Here is a 22802-nt window from a genome sequence, read left to right as displayed (position 1 = left end):
AAGCCCCGCCAGAATATCTGACAGGGCGGTTCAGATGCGTGTGTGGTGGATTAGGCGAAACTGGACTTTGCAAGCGCCTTTCGTTGCATTCGCATCGCACCGCCAACCAATCCGAAACCCAGGATCATGAATGACCATGTCGCAGGTTCAGGTACGGCAGTAACGGCATAGAGATTGTCAATGCCCGTATTTATGCTTCTGCCCAAGGTTGATTCAAATGTGAACCGGGCGATTGATTCACCTGGATCTCCGACCAGTCCCACAAACTGGAGATTATCTGCTGACGCAAAATAAGTGGTTGTTCCAAGAACATTATCTGCTGAATCATAAAATGTAATTGTCGCATCACCCAGATCGTTCAGAAACAGGTTCATTCCCAATGCTGTTGTCGGGGCCGCAAGCATCACGTCAAAACTCTCGTCGCCATTTGCTGTCAGAATCTGACTCGACGTCGGGTTATTCCCTGCACCAAAGTTCGTAAAGCCGGGCGCCGATACAAAAACATTGGGAAACGGAGTGCCCGCAAGGCCGGTATAGGTACCACTCGCCAGAGAAAGTGATGGCAACGGGGTATTGAGTTCGGCTCCTGACACTCCCTCGAAGTCTTCAATCAAGCCTGCTCCCGGAGCTGCAATCTGGAAGTTGGTCAAATCACTGAAGAACACGGCCGCGTTGGCGGGGGTGGCAATCACGGTAAAAGCTGCAACGGCTGTGTAGAAAATTTTGTTCACAATTGACCTCCGTTTCATAATCCAGAATCTGGCTCGGGCAGCATCGATCGACACTCCGACTAAAAAGTGGTTCTTCAGTCAGATACCATAAATTGCGATTGCGAACAATCCTGGAGCGCTGCTGTGTATGTCGCAATCCATGGCAATAACTAAGGTGTGAGAGTGCCACTGAACGGAGCGAGACTACCCGCGCTGGCATTGGCTTCAATCCCGGCCAGGTGTGACAGCAGAGAATAGATCGCAACATTATGAAATTTGGCGATTTTTCCCCTGCCGCTAATGTCAGGGCCGTTCGCCATAAAAAAAGCGGCCATATCGGGGTGCATCTGGTCATAGCCATGACCACCACCGATACCGGTCATCCATTCCGGCTTGTCCTGATAAGCGACCCAACCGGAATCAGGCAGACAGATTATCGATGGAACGCGCGCGTTTTTACCATAGCCGTAGCTGTCGGGAATATCATCCTTTTCCCAACACATCATATTCTTGTGTTTTTTGATGAAGGCAGTTCGAAGGGTCGATAAATCTTCACCTTCCAACGGTTCAAAACCGGCATAATTGCCACTGACGATCAATCGATATTGATCACGCGGCAATATGTCATCGAGATATATGACGCGATCTGGCGACGTCTCTGCCATCCCGTGATCCGATACAATCACGAAATTTGCGGGCTGTTCCAGTGCGGCGAGTCCGTTCATCAGTTGCCCGATATTTTCATCCACGGCACGGATAACAGTATGCAATCTTTCATTGGGGGCAGGGCCATAGAAGTGCCCCGCTGTATCGACGGTATCGAAATAAAGCGTGACGAGTTGCGGGCGGATAGCAGTCGGCCTGCGCATCCAGTCCATCACCGCATCGATCCGCCGATCGTTTGATAGTTGTTGTGAAAAAGGCCACCAGTTGCTGGGCCGCACCCCGTCAAACTCCACTTCCGAACCGGGCCAAAACATCGTCGCTGTTTTGATGCCCTGTTTTTCAGCGGTGACCCAGATGGGTTCTGCGACGCCCCACCAGAAGGGGTCTTTGCTCGCCATAGTGAAGCGTTCTCCGGGGCGGGCGCTATCTTCCATTGTGTTGCCGACAATACCATGCTGGTCCGGCGTCTGTCCGGTCACAAGTGTCCAATGATTGGGGAATGTTTTCGTAGGAAAGCTGGAAAACATTGCAGCATGTATTCCGGTTGCGGCCAGCGCGCTCAGGTTCGGAGTCAGACCGCGATCGAGATAGTCTGGCCGAAACCCGTCGATTGAAATCAAGATCGTAACCGGTTCACGCACTTCTTTTGCAGGCACTGCCGCAGCAGAAGACGTCTCGGCGGCGGAGCCGTTGCAGCCAATCAGCAATATGCTGGCGAGAAATATCTGGAATAAGTTGCGAATCACGTCGGTGCCTCCCGTTGTCCGGGAAACTGTAAACGGTTTCTGTATCAAATCAGACGTTGAATTTAAAATTCATGATATCGCCGTCTTGCGCCACATAGTCCTTGCCTTCCTGGCGCAGTTTTCCGGCATCCCGTGCGGCACTTTCACCACCGAGAATAACGTAGTCATCAAACGCAATTGTTTCAGCCCGAATGAAGCCGCGTTCGAAATCGGTATGAATTTCTCCGGCAGCTTCAGGAGCCTTGGCACCTTTGTGAACTGTCCAGGCGCGGGCTTCCTTGGGTCCACATGTAAAAAATGTTTGCAGGTCAAGTAGCTGGTAACCCGCGCGAATAACGCGAGCCAAACCGGATTCCTCCAGCCCCAGCTCCGCGAGATACTCCGCGCGATCGTCTGCTTCCATGCCTACCAATTCGGATTCGATGGCAGCAGATACGATCACAACCTCTGCACCCTCGGCCTTGGCCTTTTCAAAAACTTGCGCGCTGAGTGCGTTGCCGGTTGCAGCATCTGCTTCGTCAACATTGCAAACATAAAGAACCGGTTTGGCTGTCAGCAACTGAGACTGGTCAAAAATGCGTTGCTCTTCCTCATCATTGGGCTGAGTCAAACGTGCAGGCTTGCCTTCACGCAACAGCTCGAGTGTCTGACCAAGTACGGCAGCGGCAATCCTGGCTTCCTTGTCTCCGCTGGTTGCCTTTTTCTCAAAAGCCGGCACGCGTTTTTCCAGGCTTTCCAGGTCTGACAGCAGCAATTCTGTTTCGACAACTTCGGCATCGGAAAGCGGGTCAACTTTGTTGGAGACGTGCTGGATGTCATCATCTTCAAAGCAACGCAACACATGTACAATAGCGTCAACTTCCCGAATATTACCGAGAAACTGATTGCCCAGACCCTCACCCTGCGATGCACCTTTTACGAGACCCGCAATGTCGACGAATGCCAGCTGCGTATAAATGATTTTTGCGCTGCTCGCGATTTCGGCAATCTGGTTGAGCCGAGGATCAGGAACCGCCACCTGGCCAACGTTCGGCTCGATTGTGCAAAACGGATAGTTCGCGGCCTGCGCAGCCTGGGTTTCGGTGAGCGCATTGAACAATGTTGATTTTCCGACGTTGGGAAGGCCAACGATACCACATTTAAAACCCATTTTGTCACTCCATGGAATTAAGCGTGCTCGATAGCGATCCTCCGGGTCGATTACCAGCGGCAACATGCAATGGATATTGCTTTCAGAAGATAATGGGTACAGACTACGGAAAATTAACGATAAAAAGAGGGGATGGATTGTTATGAAGGTATTTTTGACAGGAGCGACCATAGGCGGCCTTGTTTTGGCGGCAGTTCCGGCACAAGCCGAACGAGATACGGCGCAATTCACGTCCCTGACGGTATTTGGTGACAGTCTGGTGGATGCCGGCAATATTTTTACCGCCACCGGTGGCGCGATTCCGGACCCCAATTTGGGATACTTCAATGGGCGGTTTACCAATGGTTTTGATTATACCGACCTTCTCAGCATTGAATTATTCGGTGCACCGACGGTAGCGTCGTTGCAAGGTGGAACAAACTTTGCTTTTGGTGGTGCGCGTGCTTCTGAAACCTCTGGCGTACCTGATCTCGGCGAGCAATTGGGAGCCTATGCGGCCTATTTGACTGTTCCCGGAAATGAAGTGGACGAGAACGGATTGTTCATTCTGAACTTCGGGGGCAATGATATTTTTAACGCGCCTGATGATCCTGTTGAAGCCGACGTTTTTGTCCGCCAGGCCGCGCAGGATTATGCTGCAGGTGTTCAGGCCCTAAATGATATCGGGGCGAGAAACCTGCTGCTCACAGGCTTCCCTGTTCTTGATGACTCCCTCAGTTTTTTGGCCGAGTTTTATCTAACTCAAGAACTGGCGGCACTTAACCTGATGGACGATACAAGTCTTTTCCACTTCAGCTATCTTGATTTCTTTACCCGACTCGGAACTGATCCGGGTGCATTTGGATTACCACCTCAAGATCTGACACAGACCTGTCTGGAGGCTGGCCCGGCAGCAGTTGCGGGAGGATGTGTCGGGATTTTCTCCTTTGATGGCGTCCACCCGACTGCACCGATTCATCAGGCCTTGTTTGATGATATCAATAGTCAATTCAACCTGACTGCTTCTGTGCCAGAGCCTGCCACCTGGGCGATGATGATCTTTGGATTCTTTATCACGGGGACAGCACTCCGCCGGCGCCAAAAAATTCGGGTTAGCTATGGCTGAACATCCCGCACGGGAAGTTTGCGACCCGATTTAAAGCGGTATCAATCGACCTGCATCCTCAACGCCAGTTCGCTCATGAACCGCGCATTGTCGCCTGCGGCCAGCCAATCGGCCTCAGATGCAATTGCGCCCAGCATATGGGCTAAATCATCGATTTCCGCTTTGGTGTAGTTTCCCAGTACGTGGCCATGGACCCGCGACTTGTGACCGGGGTGACCAATGCCAATCCGCACACGCCGGAAATCGGGTCCGATATGCGCGTCTACGGATCGCAAGCCATTGTGACCGGCATGCCCACCGCCGACTTTGACCTTCACCTTGAAGGGCTCAAGATCCAGTTCATCGTGAAAAACAGTCACATCTGAAGGTGCAAGTTTGTAAAAGTCGAGAACAGCACGTACCGCACGCCCGCTTTCATTCATAAAAGTTGCCGGTTTCAGCAAAAGCAGTTTTTCAGAACCCAGACGCCCTTCCACGACCCACCCCTGAAACTTTTGTTTCGGTGGCGGAAAACCATGCACTTCTTCCATGGCGTCCAGCACCATGTAGCCGACATTGTGGCGATGGAGCGCATATTCTGCTCCCGGATTGCCAAGACCGACCCATAATTGCATCTGTCCATCTACTCCTGATCTGCGGCGCTGCATTTGTTCGCCCAATAAAAAACCGCCCATGCTGCACTATGTTTAGCATGAACGGTTTTTCGTTACATCGTTTTGTGGGAAGAGGTCTAGTCGTCTGAACCGCCTTCTTCGCCGCCTTCGCCTTCAGCTGCTTCGCCTTCGGCACCTTCTTCGCCTTCTTCACCTTCTTCGCCTTCACCGTCTTCGGCTTCGTCTTCAGAGGATTTGAGAGCAGATGGTGCGGCAACACCGGCAATCGTAAAGTCACGATCCGTAATTGAGCTTTCCGAGCCATCGGGCAATGTCACGTCAGAGAAGTGAATGGAATCGCCGATTTCAAGACCGGTTACGTCGATTTCAATTTGATCCGGGATCAAGTCGGCATCACACATAAGATCAAGTTCAAAACGAACAACGTTCAGAACGCCGCCACGTTTCAGACCAGGTGATTCTTCTTCGTTGACGAAAACAACAGGAATGTTGACCTGAACTTTCGCACCTTTTGCCAGGCGGAAAAAGTCAACATGGAGCGGGCGATCCGAAACCGGATCAAAAGCAACATCTTTGGGAAGCGTACGGGTCTTTTCTCCGCCTACTTCAACCTGGACGAGCGAGTTCATGAAGTGGCCTGTGCCAAGCAGCTTGTTCAGCGCTTTTTCTTCTACATGAATAGGTTGTGCGTCTTTTTTATCGCCATAGATAACGGCAGGTATGCGACCTTCGCGACGTAGTGCACGGGAGGCTCCCTTGCCAGCCCGTTCGCGAGGTTCGGCTGATAGTGTCAGCTGATCACTCATAATGTTGCTCCAAAAATAGTTTTACAGATTTCCGTCACGCCTCCAGGGGGCTCTTGACCGGAAAGCAGGCGCTATAGGCAGGAGATCACGGAAAAGCAAGGCAAATTGAGCCTTCTCCCGCTTTAGCGAAAAAATCCGATCTGATTGCTGGTTGCAAGCAATATTCCCTTACGGGACCAGAGTTCCACACGGGAATCGCAGGCGCTGTTTCTCACCGTTGCACCGTTGACACGGAGCAATAGATAATCTGCTCCCGCCTCGGCGAGATCTTCTTCGCTTGCATAAATATATGTTGCCATAGAAACCGTAGATCCGGGGCGGAACTGATCGGTAATGAAAAATGTCCGCGGCATGGGCGTGTCGCAGATCGAAAACAGACTGACCCGGTCCACCGGACGTCCATCCGCTTCTTTAATCCAGACGAGAGCCTCGGGCGTATCATTGACCTTGAACGGTATGCCCTTGGCAATTCGCTGATCATAGGAAGTTACCCATTGCGGGGCCATCGGATTGACCGATGGCAAGGCGATGGAGTCTTCGGGCGTCCGGCTTGTCGGTAGCTCGACTTGATAGTCGATATCCGTCGGTTTTCGGCTGCTGGATACAATATCGGCGACAATTACAATTGTTTCGTTCTGAAAGAGCTCCACTCGCCAAAATTGTGTTGTGGCGCCTGATTTGAGCAAGCGGACAACAACTTCAACCTCGCCAGGTCCGACACCCGACAGAAAATTGGTCTGTTGCGACACGATTGGGCCAGTTCTTTGTGGATGCATGTCGATCGCCCGCGCGCAGATGCCCGCAACCCAGCCACCAAAGGCCGATCCGGTCGGATTGCGATAAACGTCGCTGGCTTCGATCGTGTATCGATTGTCTGCAAGTGGAATAAGCGCCGTTTCCCGGTCGAACAAAAAGGTCATGTCAAAGCCCCGATAATTTTATTGAATTTTTTGAACCGAGTAGCCGCGCTTTTCCAGCATAAGTTGTACGGCATCCAGCCCAACAAGATGCGCTGCGCCAACCGCAACGAATAATGTGCCCGGCTTTTTCAGTTTTTTGTGCAGCTGCTCATCCCAGTCCTTGTTCCGCGCAACAAGAATTCTTTCCCGTATCTCCGGTTTTTCCAGAATTCCGCCTTCGGTAAGCTTTTCCAGCTTAATGATGTCTCCAGTATACCAGGCGTCAAACAATTCCTGAAAAGCTTCCCTGGTATCGCCAGATTCTTCCAACACGCTGGTCAGCATTTCCCGCTGGTCCGATTCCGGCAATTTGTCAAAATACCCCAGTTGTTGTTCTATTGTTTCCAGTCCGCTGACGGGTTTCTTTAGGGCATCAAACTTCGCTATCAGCTTTTTTTCCACACCTTCATCGGAACTCAAACCCAGCTTGCCGGTTTGCGCGGTTGCCAGAGAAAGTGCGGCTGCCCAACTCTCCATGCGATTTAACGTGATTTCAGCGATATTGGATTCATCCAGTACCCGATCGAGTTCATCATGCAGCGACGGCTTTATCCGTGCTTCAACCGTGGGAAGGTCTGGCGAGAGTGCGAGCTCTGAAAATATTTTCGCGGAGTTTTTCTTGTCTTCCAGTCCGACCACTTCAATGATCAGTTCATCAGAGTCCTTGATCGCGGCTTCCAGAATCGGTGTGCTCCATTCAATATTCTTGGGCAGTGTATGAATTGTCCCGAACAGATAGGCCGTTCCTGAAGCTACCGATTCTGACTTTTCCGATTTCGGGTCGTCAGCCTTCGGACCGGTGACTTTCCAGATTGCCGGCTTGCCTTCGGCTTCGGTATTAAGCTGGACAGTTTCCCCCGCGTTCCCGCAGGAAGCAAGACAGGTAGCGGCGATAATGCTCAGTATCAGTTTTACATAGTGCATCGGATGTATCTGGGGGCGGAACGCCCAAAAAGAAAGGCGTTCGCGTTCAATAATTTAGTATTTGAGGCGTTTTACCTCAAAACCCCGGGCTTTGAGCATTTTCTGCAAACTGCTTTCCCCTGCAAGATGTCCGGCGCCGACGGCCAAAAACAAGGTTCCAGGTTTGTTCATTCTGTCATCCACCCATTCCGCCCAGTTCGCATTCCGGTTGGCGAGCAATGTGTCGTACAATATCTTGTCTTCAAGACCTGCATTCATCAATTCGCCCAGCGCATCAACATTGGCGTTTGCCCAGTGTGCAACCATATTCTCCATGCCATCGGTCATCTCGTCCAGCGTTTCGACTGTGAAGTTCAGGAAAGATATCTGTACCTCTTCGGGCAGGTTATCGAAAAACCCCAGCTGTTGTTCCGGAGTTTCCAGACCAATAACAGTCATTTTGCGGAGATCCGCTGCGGCCTTCAGATCTTTTTCGACGCCGCTTCCAATTTCATAGCCGTTTTGAGTCAGAGGAATCATCGACATGCTGACGCTGGCAAACCAGGGATCGAGCGGATCAAATGACGCGACAGGAAGATTGAGGCTCGTCATTGCGGCTTCAAATTTTGTGCGATCTTCTGCCGATAACTTGTCCCGTAAGGACTTGCCGGTCGTGTTGATCGCCATCTCGTTGACGATCCTGATCATTTCTGCCGGATCTGGCGAAATCATTTCGATCACCAGCTCATCAGACTCGTCAAAAGCTTCTTTCACGGCTTCATCAAACCATGTCAGGCCCGGCTTCAGGATATGGACGGTTCCAAACATGTAGATGGTCGTGTCTTCATCCTTCAGCACCCAAAGTGCCGGATCGGCATCGTCAGGCAGTGTCGCGATGGATGGTACCGAATTCTCGACTGCTTTTATCGGTTCCGGTGAGACAGTTTGCGCAGCGCAGGCGGACATTCCGGCCATGAAGGGGAGAAGTGCAAGAACGGAGAGCCAGGTGCGTTTCATAAGGCGGTGTTTCCATGTCATATAATACAGAACGGCAGTTCATTTAGGCGTGCTGGGTTAATTGCCCATTTACAGGGAAATGCATAGTGAATTTTTAGACAGAGACATTCAGCTTCCGGAACCTGTGGCCAGACCAAAATTGATCTGCTAATCAGTCAGTTAAATCAGGAGAGAGTGAATGAGCCAGATCCATGCCCGTACTTGTCATATTTGCGAAGCCAATTGCGGTGTTCTGGTGGAAGTTGAAGGCCGAGAAATTCTCTCGATCAAGGGCAATCCCGATCATGTCCTGAGCCGAGGTCATATCTGCCCAAAAGCGACGGCCATTGCAGATCTGCAAGATGATCCCGATCGCTTGCACAAACCGGTCAAGCGGGTCGATGGAGACTGGCAGGAGATTGGCTGGGAGCAGGCATTCTCGGAGATTGCAGCCCGGCTGACCGATATCAAGGGGCAGGGCGGAAAGCCCGCCATGTATCTGGGAAATCCAAGCGCGCATGATTACGGGATTACAACGCAGGTCGGGCAATTGCGTCGCGCAATTGGGCTGAAAAACCTCTATTCCGCATCGACGCTCGATCAAATCCCGCATCATGTCGTGCAATATCACATGTTTGGCCATGTCTCGCTCTGTCCTGTGCCGGACATTGATCGATCCCAGTATCTCGTCATTGTCGGTGGCAATCCCGCCGCTTCCAATGGCAGTATCTGGACGGTTCCCGACTTCAAGAAACGGGTGAAAGAAATGCAGGCGCGGGATGGCCAGTTGGTTGTGATTGATCCGCGGCGAACCGAGACAGCGAAACTTGCCGATGCTCATCATTTTGTAAAACCGGGCACTGATACGGCTTTGTTCGTAGCCATATTGAAAACCGTCCTGCAGTTGAGCCCTGAACTTAATGATGTGCTGGCTGCACTCGTAGACGAAAGCTGGGAGAATATTCGTCCTGCCATCGCCAATTTTGACTTGCCCCAATTATCAGCCTTTTGCGGGGTATCCACTGAAGTGATTGAAGATATTGCGCAAAATCTCTGCGATGACAAACCAGGTGCCATTTATGGACGGATGGGTGTTTCTGTCACGGAATACGGGACACTCAACCAATGGCTGATTCAGGCGATCAATATCGCGTCGGGCAACCTCAATCGCGAAGGAGGGACGCTGGTTCCGGAACCCGCACTGGACACGATTAACATTGTTGGTCGTGGCTCCGTCGAGACGATCGATACCGCGCGCGGCGAAATGCCCAATATCATGGGCGAATTGCCGACAATCACTTTTGCCGAGGAGATGTTGCGCGAGGACGAAGAGCGGATCAGAGCATTGTTCGTGATGACCGGCAATCCGGTGCTTTCTGCTCCAGATGGTGCACGTCTGGATCGGGCACTCGAGAAGCTTGATCTGATGGTTTCCTTTGACATGTATGTTACGGCAACCAGTCGCCACGCCGACTATATCCTTCCGCCATGCGGGCCGATGGAGAAAGACCACTATCCGTTCTTTTTCGGACCTCTGGCCGTGCGCAACTACGCTTGTTACTCGCCAGCCATTTTCGACATGCCCGAAGGTGAAAAAGCCGATTGGGAGATTGTTGCAGAACTGGCGCGCGAGATTTTCGCAGCTTCCGGGCAAGACATCCCCAATATTCGGGAACCGAGGGACGTCCTGGATAACATGCTGCAAAGCTCGCCCAGGGGGATGACACTGGCAGAAATCGAAGCGGAACCCAATGGCATTGATCTGGGGCCACTTATGCCTCATCTGGAAGACCGGTTGCTAACCGAAGACAAGAAAATCCAGGCAGCGCATCCCGATTTTATGGAAGAACTGGGCAGGTTTGCAAATTCTCTCAACGAAGAGCAACCTGATACATTGCGCCTGATCGGGCGCCGCCACGTGCGCCAGAATAACAGTTGGCTCGCCAATTCGAAGCGTCTGCAAAAGGGACCGAACAGATGCACTTTGATGATCAATCCCGCTGATGCAGAAGCACGCGGGCTTGCAGATGGCGACATGGCGACCGTCGAGAGCCGGGTGAACAGTGTCGATATCATTGTTGAGATCACCGACGACGTCATGAAGGGAGTTGTCTCGATCCCGCACGGATTCGGGCATCAACGCGAAGGTGTTGAACTATCTGTGGCGCGCGAGAATCCAAATGTTTCGATCAATGATCTGACGGATCCCGAGAGCTATGATCGGCTGTCTGGCAATGCCGTGCTCAACGCAACTCCTGTAACTGTTGCTCGCATGGCGGAACTTGTCGCGGCGGAGTAGCTGAAAAACCGCAATGACGGCTTGACCCTCCGGCATGGTTTCGCCAAAGCGTCTGCAAACATGTTGCACTAGCGAAGAAAGCTGTTTCCTTGACCGATCCGAAGCCATCCGGAAAACCTTTGGGCTTCCAGCAGATCATCCTGAAACTCCACGAATACTGGAGCGACAAGGGCTGTGTAATCTTGCAGCCATATGACATGGAAATGGGGGCAGGGACGTTCCACAGCGCTACCACGTTGCGGGCACTGGGTCCGGATCCCTGGAATGCCGCATTCGCGCAGCCATGCCGTCGCCCGACCGATGGCCGTTACGGCGAAAACCCGAACCGGCTCCAGCATTATTACCAGTATCAGGTGGTACTCAAGCCATCACCGCCGGATATCCAGCAGCTCTATCTCGATAGCCTGACTGCGATCGGAATCGATCCGATGTTACACGATATCCGTTTTGTCGAGGATGACTGGGAAAGTCCGACACTGGGTGCCTGGGGACTGGGCTGGGAAGTCTGGTGCGACGGTATGGAAGTCACGCAATTCACCTATTTCCAGCAGATGGGCGGATTTGACTGCAAGCCAGTGGCCGGAGAACTGACCTATGGTCTCGAACGCCTCGCCATGTACATCCAGGGCGTCGACAGCGTTTATGATCTGAACTTCAACGGCGCTGAAGATCCAGAAAAGCGAGTCACTTATGGAGACATCTTCCTGAACAATGAGAAGGAAATGTCAGAGTGGAACTTCGAGATCGCGAATACCGAAACCCTGTTTGATTTGTTTAACAAGGCTGCAAGCGAGTGCGAGAATTGCCTGGAAGCGAAATTGCCGATCCCGGCCTATGAACAAGCGATCAAGGCCAGTCATGTGTTCAACTTGCTGCAAGCGCGCGGTGTGATCTCGGTTCAGGAACGCGCCAGCTATATGGGCCGGGTACGTGATCTCGCGAAGGGCAGTTGCGAATCCTATATGGCCAAGAACGGGTGGGCAGCGTGATGGCTGACTTCCTGCTTGAACTCCTCTCCGAAGAAATCCCCGCGCGGATGCAGGCGAAAGCCCGTGTTGATCTGGAGCGGCTGTTTGTCGGGCAGATGGACGAGGCCGGTCTGAAAGCGTCGGATATTACGGTGTATTCCACCCCGCGCCGCCTCGCACTGATTGCGAAGAATCTGCCGGAACAGACGGAAGCGATTAGCGAAGAAGCCAAGGGGCCACCTGAAAGCGCACCCGATCAGGCGGTGGACGGGTTTTGCCGCAAAAATGGCGTGACCCGCGACCAGCTGGAAGTGCGTGACGTCAAGGGGCGTCCGACCTTGTTCGCCGTGATCAACAAGCCGGGGCGTGACACCATGGACGTCCTGGCGGCAGCAATACCGGCGATCATCAAGGCCTTTCCATGGCCGAAATCAATGCGCTGGGGCGATGCCAGTCAGTCCACCGAAAGTCTGCGCTGGGTGCGTCCGTTGAGCGGGATTGTCGCCTTGTTGGGTGATGATTTGATCGAATGTGAAATTGACGGCGTGATTTCAGGCTTTGAAACCGTCGGCCATCGTTTCCATCATGAAGGCATGATTACCATCGGCAATGCTGCAGATTATGCCGCGAAACTGCGCGCCGGGCATGTGCTGGTCGATCACGAAAAACGGCAGGATATTGTACGCGACGGCGCGAAAAAGGCAGCCAGTGATGGCGGACTTGTGCTGGTCGAAGATGAAGGCCTGGTGATTGAAAATGCCGGCCTGACAGAATGGCCGGTACCGTTGCTGGGCAGCTTTGACCCTGCGTTTCTGGATGTTCCGGAAGAGGTAATCCAATTGACTGCGCGTGTGAACCAGAAATATTTTATCTGCCGGGATCAATCCGGCAAACTGGCTCCGAATTTTGTCTGTACTGCCAATATCGAGGCGACAGACGGCGGCAAGGCGATTGCTGCGGGTAACGAGAAAGTGCTGGCGGCAAGGCTGTCCGACGCCAAATTCTTCTGGGAACTGGACCAGAAGACGTCGCTGGAAGAGCATTCCAAGAAATTGAGCAACATTGTTTTCCATGAAAAACTGGGAACGGTTGCCGACAAGGTAGAGCGTGTGGCCAAGTTGGCCGAGTGGTTGGTTTCTTTAGAAGGGAATGGTTTTTACCAGTCCAGCCCCGGCGATACACTTCATGGTGAAGTGTCTGAGGCCGCACGTCTCTGCAAAGCCGATCTCGTCACCGAAATGGTGGGCGAGTTTCCGGACCTGCAAGGTTTGATGGGCGGCTATTATGCAGAGAAACAGGGCTTACCGGAAGCGGTAAGCAATGCAATTCGCGATCACTACAAGCCGGTTGGGCAGGGCGATGACGTGCCGACTGATCCGGTGACGGTGTGCGTGAGTCTGGCGGATAAGCTGGATACGTTGGTGGGGTTTTTCGCGATAGATGAGAAACCTACGGGTTCGAAGGATCCTTTTGCGTTAAGACGTGCAGCGCTGGCTGTAATTCGACTGATAGTCGAGAATGACATTCGCATAGGGCTATCTTCGTTGCTTCTAATGTCATCATATTTTCATTTCTGCCAGAAAGAAGATAATACGCAAATTGAGATATTCGACGAATTGCTCGACGATTTATACGACACTAGTGGCCCCGGTATTAGTTCCCTCTCTTATTATTCAGAACAGCAAGGATATTCTGAGTCTAAACGATCTTTGGCCGGGCTAATGCGTAAACAGATAGATACGCTGATAGATTTCCTTTTTGATCGCTTGCGAGTACAGCAAAAGGAAGCTGGCGTCCGTCATGATTTGATAGATGCAGCTGTTGCTCGAGGAAACGAAGATAATCTCATTCATCTATTGGAACGGATTAAAGTCCTTCAAAATTTTGTTGAGACTGAAGATGGTAAAAACCTCCTTGCAGGTTACAAGAGGGCGGCCAACGTAGTAAAAAAATGGCAATCGAAACCGGACCTTGAAACCGCGGAACTAGAAAAGCGTTTCATGGGAATTATCGAAACGGATAAACACATTGAGGGTTTAACAGAAGCCTTTTTCAACTACTCAAAGCAGGGCGAAGAAGTGGCACTAGAGAAGGCTTTGAATAGGGCTCAGGAGAAAGCTGTAACTGCATTTGCATCTGAAAATTACGAAAAAGTATTGTCATTGATGTCTGGCCTTCGTGAACCAGTCGATAGTTTTCTGGAAAATGTCATGGTGAATGATGAAGACCCCCTAAAAAGGCTCTATCGTATGACCCTTTTGTTGCGGTTTACCAAGCAGGCATATGTCGTCGCTGATTTCTCGAAGATCGAGGGGTAACGTCAGTTTGATTCAATATACTGTACAATTTGCAAAACCGGGTCGCGGGTTTTTCATGGAATGGATGGGACAAACAGCAAAATGACCCAATATGTATATCGTTTTGGTGGTGGTATCGATGCAGATGGAGCGCCGTCCGATGCAACCGATGCCCGCAATCTTCTTGGCGGCAAGGGTGCAAATCTGGCGGAAATGGCCAATATCGGCCTGCCAGTGCCTCCTGGTTTCACGATTTCTACGGAAATGTGCACCGAATATATGAATAATGACGGGCAATATCCCGAAAGCCTGACCGCCGAAGTGACGCAAGGTGTGGAACATATCGCAGCGATTACCGGCAAAACATTCGGCGATGCGGCTGATCCGTTGCTGGTTTCCGTCCGTTCCGGCGCCCGTGCATCTATGCCGGGCATGATGGATACGGTTTTGAACCTTGGTTTGAATGATGAAACTGTGGAAGGTCTGGCAAAGACCTCCGGTGATGAGCGATTTGCCTGGGACAGCTATCGCCGCTTCATTCAGATGTATAGCGATGTGGTGCTCGAGCTGGATCATGACAGCTTTGAAGAAGCGCTTGAAATTGCCAAGGAAGACAACGGATTCTTTACGGATACTGAGATGGAGTCTCAGCATTGGAAGGCGCTGGTTGCAGAATATAAGGGCCTTGTTGAGGAACAATGGGGCAAGCCTTTTCCGCAAGATGTCAATGACCAGCTCTGGGGCGCAGTCAGCGCTGTTTTCGGCAGCTGGCAGGCCGAGCGGGCGAAGGTTTATCGCCGGTTGAATGATATCCCCTCCGAATGGGGCACGGCCGTTAATGTTCAGGCGATGGTTTTCGGCAATATGGGCGAGACATCGGCCACCGGCGTGGCATTTACCCGCAACCCTTCGACCGGCGATGCGGCTTATTATGGCGAATGGTTGATAAACGCGCAGGGCGAGGATGTTGTGGCCGGTATTCGTACCCCGCAATATCTGTCCAAAGCCGCCCGCGAAGAGGCCAATGCCAAGCCGCTTTCGATGGAAGAAGCCATGACGGAAACTTATGGCGAGTTGACCGATGTCTTTGACCTGCTTGAGCGCCATTATCGCGACATGCAGGATATTGAATTCACGGTAGAGCGCGGAAAACTGTGGATGTTGCAGACTCGTTCCGGCAAGCGCACTGCCAAAGCGGCATTGAAGATTGCTGTTGATATGGCCAATGATGGCCTGATCACGCAGGAAGAGGCGGTCGCCCGGGTCGACCCCATGGCGCTGGATCAATTGCTCCATCCGACACTGGATCCCGACGCCAAGCGCGATATTCTGACGACTGGTCTGCCAGCTTCACCAGGAGCGGCCTGCGGATTGGTGGTTTTTGACTCCGATACCGCAGAGCGCCGCACGGAAATGGGCGAGGATGTTATTCTCGTTCGAATTGAAACCTCACCGGAAGATATTCACGGCATGCATGCGGCCAAGGGCATATTGACAGCCCGTGGCGGCATGACGTCACATGCCGCAGTAGTCGCCAGAGGTATGGGAAGACCTTGCGTTTCCGGCGCAGGCAGCATTTCTATCAATACCGAAGCCAAGACTTTGAAAGTTGGCGAGCGCGAGTTGAAAGAAGGCGATGTGCTGACCATTGACGGCAGCATGGGGCAGGTCATGGCTGGCCGCGTCGAGACCATCCAGCCTGAACTGGTCGGGGATTTCGGTGTTCTGATGGAATGGGCGGACAAGGTCCGTCGTCTGGGTGTCCGCACAAATGCCGAAACGCCTCTGGATTGTCAGGTCGCCCGCGACTTTGGCGCTGAGGGTATCGGATTGTGCCGAACCGAACATATGTTCTTCGAAGCGAGCCGGATCACTGCCGTGCGCCAGATGATCCTGGCACATGACGAGAAAGGTCGCCGCGAAGCGCTGGACAAGTTACTGCCCGAACAACGCGAGGATTTCCGCCAGATATTTGAAGTCATGGCCGGATTGCCCGTGACGATAAGACTGCTCGACCCGCCGCTGCACGAGTTTTTGCCGCACCATCAGTCGGAATTCGAGGAAGTCGCCAAAGCAGCAGATGTCGGTGTGGAAACGCTGAAACAGCGAGCCAGCGAATTACACGAGTTCAATCCGATGCTGGGTCATCGGGGTTGCCGACTGGGCGTGACTTATCCGGAAATCTACGAAATGCAGGCACGGGCTATCTTCGAAGCCGCCTGTGAAGTGGCGGAAGCCAGCGACGAAGCGCCGATACCCGAAGTCATGATTCCGCTGGTAGCCACGGCACGCGAACTGGAATTGATGAAGGATGCAGTTGATCATATGGCCGAGGCCGTATTCGCCGAAAAGGGACGGCGTATCGAATATCTCGTTGGAACGATGATTGAATTGCCACGTGCAGCGCTCATGGCCGCAAAAATCGCTGAGCATGGAGAGTTTTTCAGCTTCGGGACCAATGACTTGACCCAAACCACCTTGGGCGTGTCACGCGACGATGCCGGGCGTTTCCTGACCCAATATGTCGACAAGGGCATTTTCCCGCGTGACCCGTTTGTCAGTCTCGATATTGAAGGCGTCGGTCAATTGATCGAATTGGCAGCGGAACGGGGCAGAACAGTCCGCCCTGACATCAAACTGGGTATTTGCGGCGAACATGGGGGAGATCCAGCCTCAATTGCTTTCTGCGAACAAACCGGCCTGGATTATGTCAGCGCTTCGCCATATCGTGTTCCGATTGCGAGACTTGCAGCGGCACAGGCGGCTTTAAAGCAGCGTTAGTCGGCATCTTTGCCCAGTATGCGGTCAACTTCGGCATCATCGACGGCGAATTTCCAATTCTGAATCAGATGTTTGGGATGCAGTTTGCCATTTAGGCAGGCCAGATGACAATAGATCCCGCGTGACATGTACAGGGCATCCTTGTCCGACAGATCGCGAAATTCGATGCTGGCCAGTTCCTTTGCGTCAATTCCTTCTCCGCAAAAAGCACAGGGTGTCAGGTCTCCGGAAATGCCAACAACTTGTTCCCGGGTAGGTGTTTCAAACGGCACATCAGCGTTCAGGCGATCGATCAGGCCGGTGATGGCGACATTCCATTCGTTAGGATATTCGCCACCTTCTGCCCATAGTTCGACAAGTTCTGAGTCCATCAGCACCCGGGAAACCGCAAATTTTGCCTTTTCAATCAGTTTTGCATCCGCCCCGTCGAATTTGTTCAATCGTTTGAGCAATTCCTCCGGCACGTCTTTGGCAATTCTGCCCATAAGTACCGCTACAGATTCGGCAGCAGCAATGACTTCGCATGCCAGATCAACATCAACGACCGGCGCTTCGATCGTATCCCCATCCTCATCCAGCGCAGACAAATGATCGAGTCTTTGCTCGATATCTGCGATTTCAGAGACATCTGCCGCCCAATCCATGGCGATGTCATTCTCAAAACTCGCTGCGCCCCAGGTCCCCATTTCCAACACTCCTGCATCGTTTGCCTGTATCGTGTGAATGTCTTTTCTCACACGAACGTTAAACAATTCCGACCGTGGCCAATTTTTTGGGTTGGTCGAATAGCGGGTTGAGTAAGCCAACATGGTCTGGCAAACTCGTCATGTTTGGGGATGGGTATTGGCTAGATTATTCGGATTTATCATCGGCTTGCTGCTATTTGCATCGGCACAGACAGCCCATGCCAAGCGCGTGGCGCTGATTATTGGCAATAGTGACTATCAAAGCAGCAGTTCGCTGGCGAATCCAGCCAATGACGCGAAAATAATCGCAGATGCAGCTCAGCTCGCCGACTTTGACAATGTCACGATTGCGACCGACCTTTCGAACAGCAAGTTTCAGCTAGCCCTGCGTGATTTTCGGAAACAGGCGATTGGTGCGGATGTGGCCATGGTCTATTTCGCCGGGCACGGAATCGAAAGCCAGGGCAAAAACTGGCTTATACCGGTTGATGCAGAGCTGAAATCCAGTCTGGACTTGCCCTATGAAGCGATAAATCTGGATCGGGTCATGGAATCCCTTTCCGGCGCACAAATCCGGATGGTGGTTCTGGATGCCTGTCGCAATAATCCCTTTGCCCGATCATGGAAATCCGGCACGCGATCTCTGACGCGCGGTCTTGCAGGTGTCGAAGCTGACGATGTCCTTGTCATTTATGCCGCTGCTCCTGGACAGACAGCGATGGACGGAGAAGATCAAAACTCGCCCTTTGCAAAATCATTCGCCCGGCGTCTTCCGCAAGCCGGCCTTCCTGTGCAGTTGCTCGGCGGAATGGTGCGGGATGACGTCCTTGCCGCCACCGGCGGAATGCAGCGTCCGTTTATCAGCGCAAGCATTACGGGAACGCCGGTTTATCTGGTTGATGCCGCATCTGGTGCGGAATCGAGCAACGCACCGGAGACGTCTGCTATTGCTGTTCTGGATGAGGCCGCATTGGATGCCCTTGCATGGCAGGGAGCAGTAAATGCAAACACCCCGTCTGCTTATCGTTCATATCTTGACGAGTTTCCGGGCGGCAAATTTGCGGGACTGGCCATCGAAAATACCAAGTCGGAAAACGCGGCCCCAGACTCAGTCCCAAAGCCCGAAAAGACAGGCGGTTTGATAAATGCTTTCCTGCCGAACCGATATGAAGTTGAACAGGGCGAAGCTCTTCCGATCGATGGCATCTGGACGATTTCGACGATCAAAAAACGTATCAGGATCGAGAAAGGCCGCGCCTATGCAATTGATGGCTGGACGCATGCCCTGATCCTGAAAGTCCTGCCTGAAATGGTCGTTTTACAGAATATCAAACGAACAGCTGCCGGTCAGTATGAGGGCTATGACCTGCCGTTGACCGCAAGGGCAGAGATGTCATTGCGATCCGATGGAAATATAAATATTTCAGCGAAAACCTTTCCGTTCCCGATCAAATACACTCTCATCCAGGAAACGCTCGACAGCGCCGGAGAGATGGAGACGGAACAGCAGGCAATCGCTTCGAGAAAATGACAAAAAATGAGTTGCCAGACCGCACTTCTCGCCCTATCTGCACCTCAGCGCGCGCCCATAGCTCAGCTGGATAGAGTACTTGACTACGAATCAAGGGGTCGGGAGTTCGAATCTTCCTGGGCGCGCCATTTTCCACATTTCCTTTGATATACGGCCCATGGTGCACTTGCGCTGGGTTGCGCGGAAGCCTAATCAATTGGCATTGCATTTGGACCAGATAGAGAAGGAAACGCCACCTTGGCTGACTATTCCGACACGATTGAAGACGCGCTTGCCCGCAGGGAAGCTGCAAAACTCCCGGTACCAGAAGATGTTCAGGAAGCAGTGAAGACACTGCTGCGCTGGTCAGGTGAAGATCCTGATCGCGAAGGCCTGCTGGACACGCCAAAACGCGTGGCCCGCGCCTGGAAAGAATATTGCGAAGGTTATCAGGAAAACCCGGCGCTCCATCTTGCCCGCACTTTCGAAGAAGTGGGGGGTTATGATGAGCTCGTTTTGCTCAAGGACATTCCATTTCATTCACATTGCGAGCATCATATGGCTCCGATTATCGGCAAGGCCAGTATCGCCTATATGCCGACGGACCGTGTGGTTGGGATTTCCAAGCTCGCGCGCGTGCTGCACGGTTTTGCCCGGCGTCTGCAGGTGCAAGAGCGTCTCACGGCGGAAGTGGCTGAATGTATCTGGGACAATTTGAAACCACATGGCGTGGCCGTGGTGGTCGAGGCGAGTCACAGTTGCATGACGGCGCGCGGCGTGCGGACACCAGGTGTTGGTATGACGACCAGTCGCTTGCTGGGCTGTTTTCTCGAAGATGCCCGTAGCCGGAAGGAAGTCATGAGCCTTATGGGCTATTGAATCCGCTTCATTCCATCCACATGCGCATGAGATTATATTGCGCCGCTTGCAGGCGGGTGTAATTTTCATGTCTCATGTTCAGACCTTCCAGAGCAGCGACTTCATTGAACTCATATAACAAGTTGCGCTTCATCACGTCCCGCACCTTGCTTTGAATGAAGGTGATGGCGACCATACGTTCACCCTTGGTCACTTTCTCGACTTCGTGGAGAGTGTAGGAAGGATAGACAATCGCGGATCCGGGTGTTCCCTTGAACCGCATGCTGGCTTCGCCATGGGTCACCCGCAGAGCACCTCCTTCATATTCGTCCGCATCGTTCAGAAAAATGGTGCAACTTATGTCAGAACGAATTGGACCCTCGGGCAGCGGAATGATGGCATTGTCGGCGTGCAATCCATAGTTCATGCCCGGCCTGTGGAGCGTTATCAGCGGCGGGGCGACAATATCCGGGAACGCAAATTCCAGGAATTCCGAGTTTGACATCAAGGCGTCATTGAGAATCCTGGATGATTCCTCATAAGCCTTCACGTCATGCAATTGCAGATTATTCTTGATCTTCGAATGAGGATTGCTGATCTTGCCATCGACAAATTTGCCGTTTGCTGCAATTTCTCTGAGCGCCTTGACCTGATCTACATCGAGCAGCTTGAGTTGTTTGAACATTATCTTTCCGTTTCAATCCATTGCATTGCGCTCGCAATTAGCGGGAATCTATCAGCGAGTTCATTGATCCATAGCATTGCATTTTCAATTTCTGCAGCATGAATCTGAGATGCTTCGACCAAAAGCTCTTCCCGCAGATTGGGGCTATAGTCATGTTCAGGTGCTTTGGAATAGGATGACATGATAGGCCCTGCTACCAGTGATGCAGCCTGACCATCCTCCAGGTCATGCCCAAAATGTCCGGCAATTGCCAAGAGCTGTTCCTTTGGCGCGGCGAGGAAATCATCAAAATTCAGCCATTTTATGTCGTTGGTAGCTGAGGTATTCTTGGCTTCAAACAAAGTTACGATCTCGCAGAGCCAACTCGCCGCAACCTGTTGGGCCACAGTCAGGTCCCTGGCTTCACCAGGCATGGAACCAATGCGACGTTCAAGGCGTTGTAATCGGCTTTCCAGCAGGGCTCCGGTTTCCTTGATCGAATTTTCGCCGGCGAGAATTGTGGGCAGATAACGATGTAGCGGTACATAGAGGAAAAGTGCACTCGCGCCGTTTTGCAACAACCGGTCTGCAATCTCGCTGACGAAGCTGCTTGTCTTGATCATCACTCGCTGATGCGCGTGAAAGGAACGTGACAGCCAGCAAACAACCTCGCTCAAACGCGCCTCGTAAGTCTCTACCGTCCAGGAGCTGTTCTCCCGGGCAAAGGCTTGCGCAAGTTCACTCAAGTTTCTCAACAACTGCGGCTCTCGCAAGGCAAATATGGCATCAATCTCGCCCAAAAGGCGGGAGATCAAAGTAGATCCGACATGGCCGATGTGAAAAATATATTGAGGCTGGGATTGGGCAGGGCAATCCAGCGCGGACAACTCATCCCACTGCACAAGCTGTCGCGGCAATTGCGGGGTGACGATACGTTGATCGAGGAAGCTCGCCTGACGAAATCCTTCCTCAGTGATCTGGGAGATCAACACCTGATCTGTCGCAAGATCCATCAGGTGCGGAAAAAGCCCTGGATTGGAACCGAACTGATCTTGCCAATTGCTGCTCAATGAGGCCTCGTGAAAATGAAAAAGCCCGGAAGCGGACGGTTAGCTTTTAACCTACCCGCTCCGGGCTTTTCAATCTATTGCTTTGAAAAAGACTATTTCTCTTCTTCAGCGCCTTCTTCTTCAGCAGCAGCTTCTTCTCCAGTCGCTGGTGTTTCTGCTGAATCATCAGCATCATCATCAGAAGCAGCCTCATTGGCTTCATCTTCTTCGCTACCGTCATCTTCGCTTTCAGGTGCCAAAGCAGCTGCAGCCAGTTCGGCCTGCTCTTCTTCGAACATCTGGGCGATAACGTCGATACCGTCTTTCTGAAGATCCGCTTCGTCATCAGAACGAGCCACATTGGCTTGAATTGTAACGTTCACTTCAGGGTGCAGACGAATGCGGACATCAAAAACACCAAGTGTCTTGATTGGCTTTTCAAGAATGACCATGCTTTTTTCAACAGCAGCGCCATCCGCATTCAAGGCTTCCACAATGTCGCGTACAGTCACTGATCCGTATAGCTGACCACTGGCAGAGGACGCACGGATGAGAATGATCTGCTTGCCATCCACATTGCCAGAAGCGGTTTCGGCTTCTTTGCGTTTCTCTTCGTTATCCGCTTCAATCTGCTTGCGATTGGCTTCGAAAACCTTTTTGTTGGCTTCGTTGGCACGCAGAGCTTTCTTGTTCGGCAACAGGAAGTTACGGGCATATCCGTTCTTCACTGTAACAACGTCTCCGATGCCACCCAGTTTCTCGACTTTTTCGAGCAAAATAATATCCATCGTTTCGCTCCTATTTCACGAGGTAAGGCAGCAGACCGAGATGGCGGGCACGTTTGATTGCTTTTGACAATTCGCGCTGCTTCTTGGCGGATACTGCGGTTATACGACTAGGTACGATCTTGCCGCGTTCGGAAATATATCCCTGCAGCATGCGTACATCTTTGTAATCGATTGGTTGTGCGTTTTTACCGGAAAAGGGGCAGCTTTTGCGGCGACGGAAAAATGGACGTCCCATGTTCTTACTCCT

20 protein-coding genes and 1 tRNA gene are annotated in these 22802 nt (G+C 52.2%); 8 read left to right on the top strand and 13 right to left on the bottom strand.

The window, feature by feature from the left end; genetic code table 11:
* Positions 1-50 precede the first annotated feature (50 nt).
* From ABJI30_RS13780 to ychF, 3 genes are all read right to left on the bottom strand, one after another.
* Positions 51-731 carry a PEPxxWA-CTERM sorting domain-containing protein gene (locus tag ABJI30_RS13780; RefSeq protein WP_348017265.1) on the bottom strand — a complete coding sequence of 227 codons (681 nt, stop codon included), beginning with the start codon at positions 729-731 and terminating at the stop codon, positions 51-53.
* 149 nt (positions 732-880) lie between these two features.
* Positions 881-2122: an ectonucleotide pyrophosphatase/phosphodiesterase gene (locus ABJI30_RS13775; RefSeq protein ID WP_348017264.1), complete on the bottom strand. Its 1242-nt coding sequence runs from the start codon at positions 2120-2122 to the stop codon at positions 881-883.
* 49 nt (positions 2123-2171) lie between these two features.
* The gene (gene ychF, locus ABJI30_RS13770) at positions 2172-3272 is read right to left on the bottom strand and encodes a redox-regulated ATPase YchF (RefSeq protein ID WP_348017263.1); all 1101 of its coding nucleotides are present in this window, start codon (positions 3270-3272) and stop codon (positions 2172-2174) included.
* Between the two features lie 64 nt (positions 3273-3336).
* On the opposite strand from ychF, the gene ABJI30_RS13765 reads away from it, so the two are divergent.
* The gene (locus ABJI30_RS13765; protein ID WP_348017262.1) at positions 3337-4377 is read left to right on the top strand and encodes an SGNH/GDSL hydrolase family protein; all 1041 of its coding nucleotides are present in this window, start codon (positions 3337-3339) and stop codon (positions 4375-4377) included.
* Between the two features lie 41 nt (positions 4378-4418).
* On the opposite strand, the gene pth is transcribed toward ABJI30_RS13765, so the two are convergent.
* The 5 genes from pth to ABJI30_RS13740 all read right to left on the bottom strand — a co-directional run bounded on the left by pth (position 4419) and on the right by ABJI30_RS13740 (position 8676).
* Positions 4419-4991 (bottom strand): aminoacyl-tRNA hydrolase, encoded by a 573-nt coding sequence (gene pth / locus ABJI30_RS13760; RefSeq protein WP_348017261.1) that lies wholly within the window; start codon positions 4989-4991, stop codon positions 4419-4421.
* Positions 4992-5107: 116 nt separating this feature from the next.
* Complete coding sequence (locus tag ABJI30_RS13755) at positions 5108-5797, bottom strand: 50S ribosomal protein L25/general stress protein Ctc (protein WP_348017260.1); 690 nt, start codon at positions 5795-5797, stop codon at positions 5108-5110.
* Positions 5798-5919: 122 nt separating this feature from the next.
* Complete coding sequence (locus ABJI30_RS13750; protein ID WP_348017259.1) at positions 5920-6717, bottom strand: thioesterase family protein; 798 nt, start codon at positions 6715-6717, stop codon at positions 5920-5922.
* 18 nt (positions 6718-6735) lie between these two features.
* Positions 6736-7680: a TraB/GumN family protein gene (locus tag ABJI30_RS13745; protein WP_348017258.1), complete on the bottom strand. Its 945-nt coding sequence runs from the start codon at positions 7678-7680 to the stop codon at positions 6736-6738.
* A gap of 54 nt (positions 7681-7734) precedes the next feature.
* Positions 7735-8676, bottom strand: coding sequence for a TraB/GumN family protein (locus tag ABJI30_RS13740; RefSeq protein WP_348017257.1), 942 nt, complete (start codon positions 8674-8676; stop codon positions 7735-7737).
* Between the two features lie 178 nt (positions 8677-8854).
* On the opposite strand from ABJI30_RS13740, the gene ABJI30_RS13735 reads away from it, so the two are divergent.
* The 4 genes from ABJI30_RS13735 to ppdK all read left to right on the top strand — a co-directional run bounded on the left by ABJI30_RS13735 (position 8855) and on the right by ppdK (position 17000).
* Positions 8855-10954 (top strand): molybdopterin oxidoreductase family protein, encoded by a 2100-nt coding sequence (locus ABJI30_RS13735; protein WP_348017256.1) that lies wholly within the window; start codon positions 8855-8857, stop codon positions 10952-10954.
* 134 nt (positions 10955-11088) lie between these two features.
* Positions 11089-11943, top strand: a complete 855-nt coding sequence (locus tag ABJI30_RS13730) for a glycine--tRNA ligase subunit alpha (RefSeq protein WP_348017828.1) — start codon at positions 11089-11091, stop codon at positions 11941-11943.
* Positions 11943-14240 (top strand): glycine--tRNA ligase subunit beta, encoded by a 2298-nt coding sequence (glyS, locus tag ABJI30_RS13725; protein ID WP_348017255.1) that lies wholly within the window; start codon positions 11943-11945, stop codon positions 14238-14240. Before ABJI30_RS13730 ends, glyS begins: the two co-directional genes overlap by 1 nt.
* 81 nt (positions 14241-14321) lie before the next feature.
* Positions 14322-17000, top strand: a complete 2679-nt coding sequence (ppdK, locus tag ABJI30_RS13720; protein ID WP_348017254.1) for a pyruvate, phosphate dikinase — start codon at positions 14322-14324, stop codon at positions 16998-17000.
* Here the strand turns inward: ppdK and ABJI30_RS13715 are convergent.
* Positions 16997-17686: a DUF4259 domain-containing protein gene (locus tag ABJI30_RS13715; protein ID WP_348017253.1), complete on the bottom strand. Its 690-nt coding sequence runs from the start codon at positions 17684-17686 to the stop codon at positions 16997-16999. The genes ppdK and ABJI30_RS13715 overlap by 4 nt on opposite strands.
* Positions 17687-17843: 157 nt before the next feature.
* On the opposite strand from ABJI30_RS13715, the gene ABJI30_RS13710 reads away from it, so the two are divergent.
* The 3 genes from ABJI30_RS13710 to folE all read left to right on the top strand — a co-directional run bounded on the left by ABJI30_RS13710 (position 17844) and on the right by folE (position 20075).
* The gene (locus tag ABJI30_RS13710; RefSeq protein WP_348017252.1) at positions 17844-19217 is read left to right on the top strand and encodes a caspase family protein; all 1374 of its coding nucleotides are present in this window, start codon (positions 17844-17846) and stop codon (positions 19215-19217) included.
* A gap of 51 nt (positions 19218-19268) precedes the next feature.
* Positions 19269-19345: transfer RNA gene (locus ABJI30_RS13705), tRNA-Arg, on the top strand.
* 109 nt (positions 19346-19454) lie between these two features.
* Complete coding sequence (gene folE, locus ABJI30_RS13700) at positions 19455-20075, top strand: GTP cyclohydrolase I FolE (RefSeq protein WP_348017251.1); 621 nt, start codon at positions 19455-19457, stop codon at positions 20073-20075.
* Between the two features lie 7 nt (positions 20076-20082).
* Here the strand turns inward: folE and ABJI30_RS13695 are convergent, their stop codons facing one another.
* From ABJI30_RS13695 to rpsR, 4 genes are all read right to left on the bottom strand, one after another.
* Positions 20083-20739, bottom strand: coding sequence for a Fe2+-dependent dioxygenase (locus ABJI30_RS13695; RefSeq protein ID WP_348017250.1), 657 nt, complete (start codon positions 20737-20739; stop codon positions 20083-20085).
* Positions 20739-21731, bottom strand: coding sequence for a hypothetical protein (locus ABJI30_RS13690; protein ID WP_348017249.1), 993 nt, complete (start codon positions 21729-21731; stop codon positions 20739-20741). Before ABJI30_RS13690 ends, ABJI30_RS13695 begins: the two co-directional genes overlap by 1 nt.
* Before the next feature lie 149 nt (positions 21732-21880).
* Positions 21881-22555, bottom strand: coding sequence for a 50S ribosomal protein L9 (gene rplI / locus ABJI30_RS13685; protein WP_348017248.1), 675 nt, complete (start codon positions 22553-22555; stop codon positions 21881-21883).
* 10 nt (positions 22556-22565) lie between these two features.
* A complete protein-coding gene (gene rpsR, locus ABJI30_RS13680) occupies positions 22566-22790 on the bottom strand; it encodes a 30S ribosomal protein S18 (RefSeq protein WP_348017247.1) in 225 nt (74 codons plus the stop codon).
* Positions 22791-22802 lie beyond the last annotated feature (12 nt).

The organism is Parasphingorhabdus sp. (assembly GCF_039968395.1).
Classification (GTDB): domain Bacteria; phylum Pseudomonadota; class Alphaproteobacteria; order Sphingomonadales; family Sphingomonadaceae; genus Parasphingorhabdus.
This window is presented reverse-complemented; position numbering and strand designations above follow the sequence as displayed.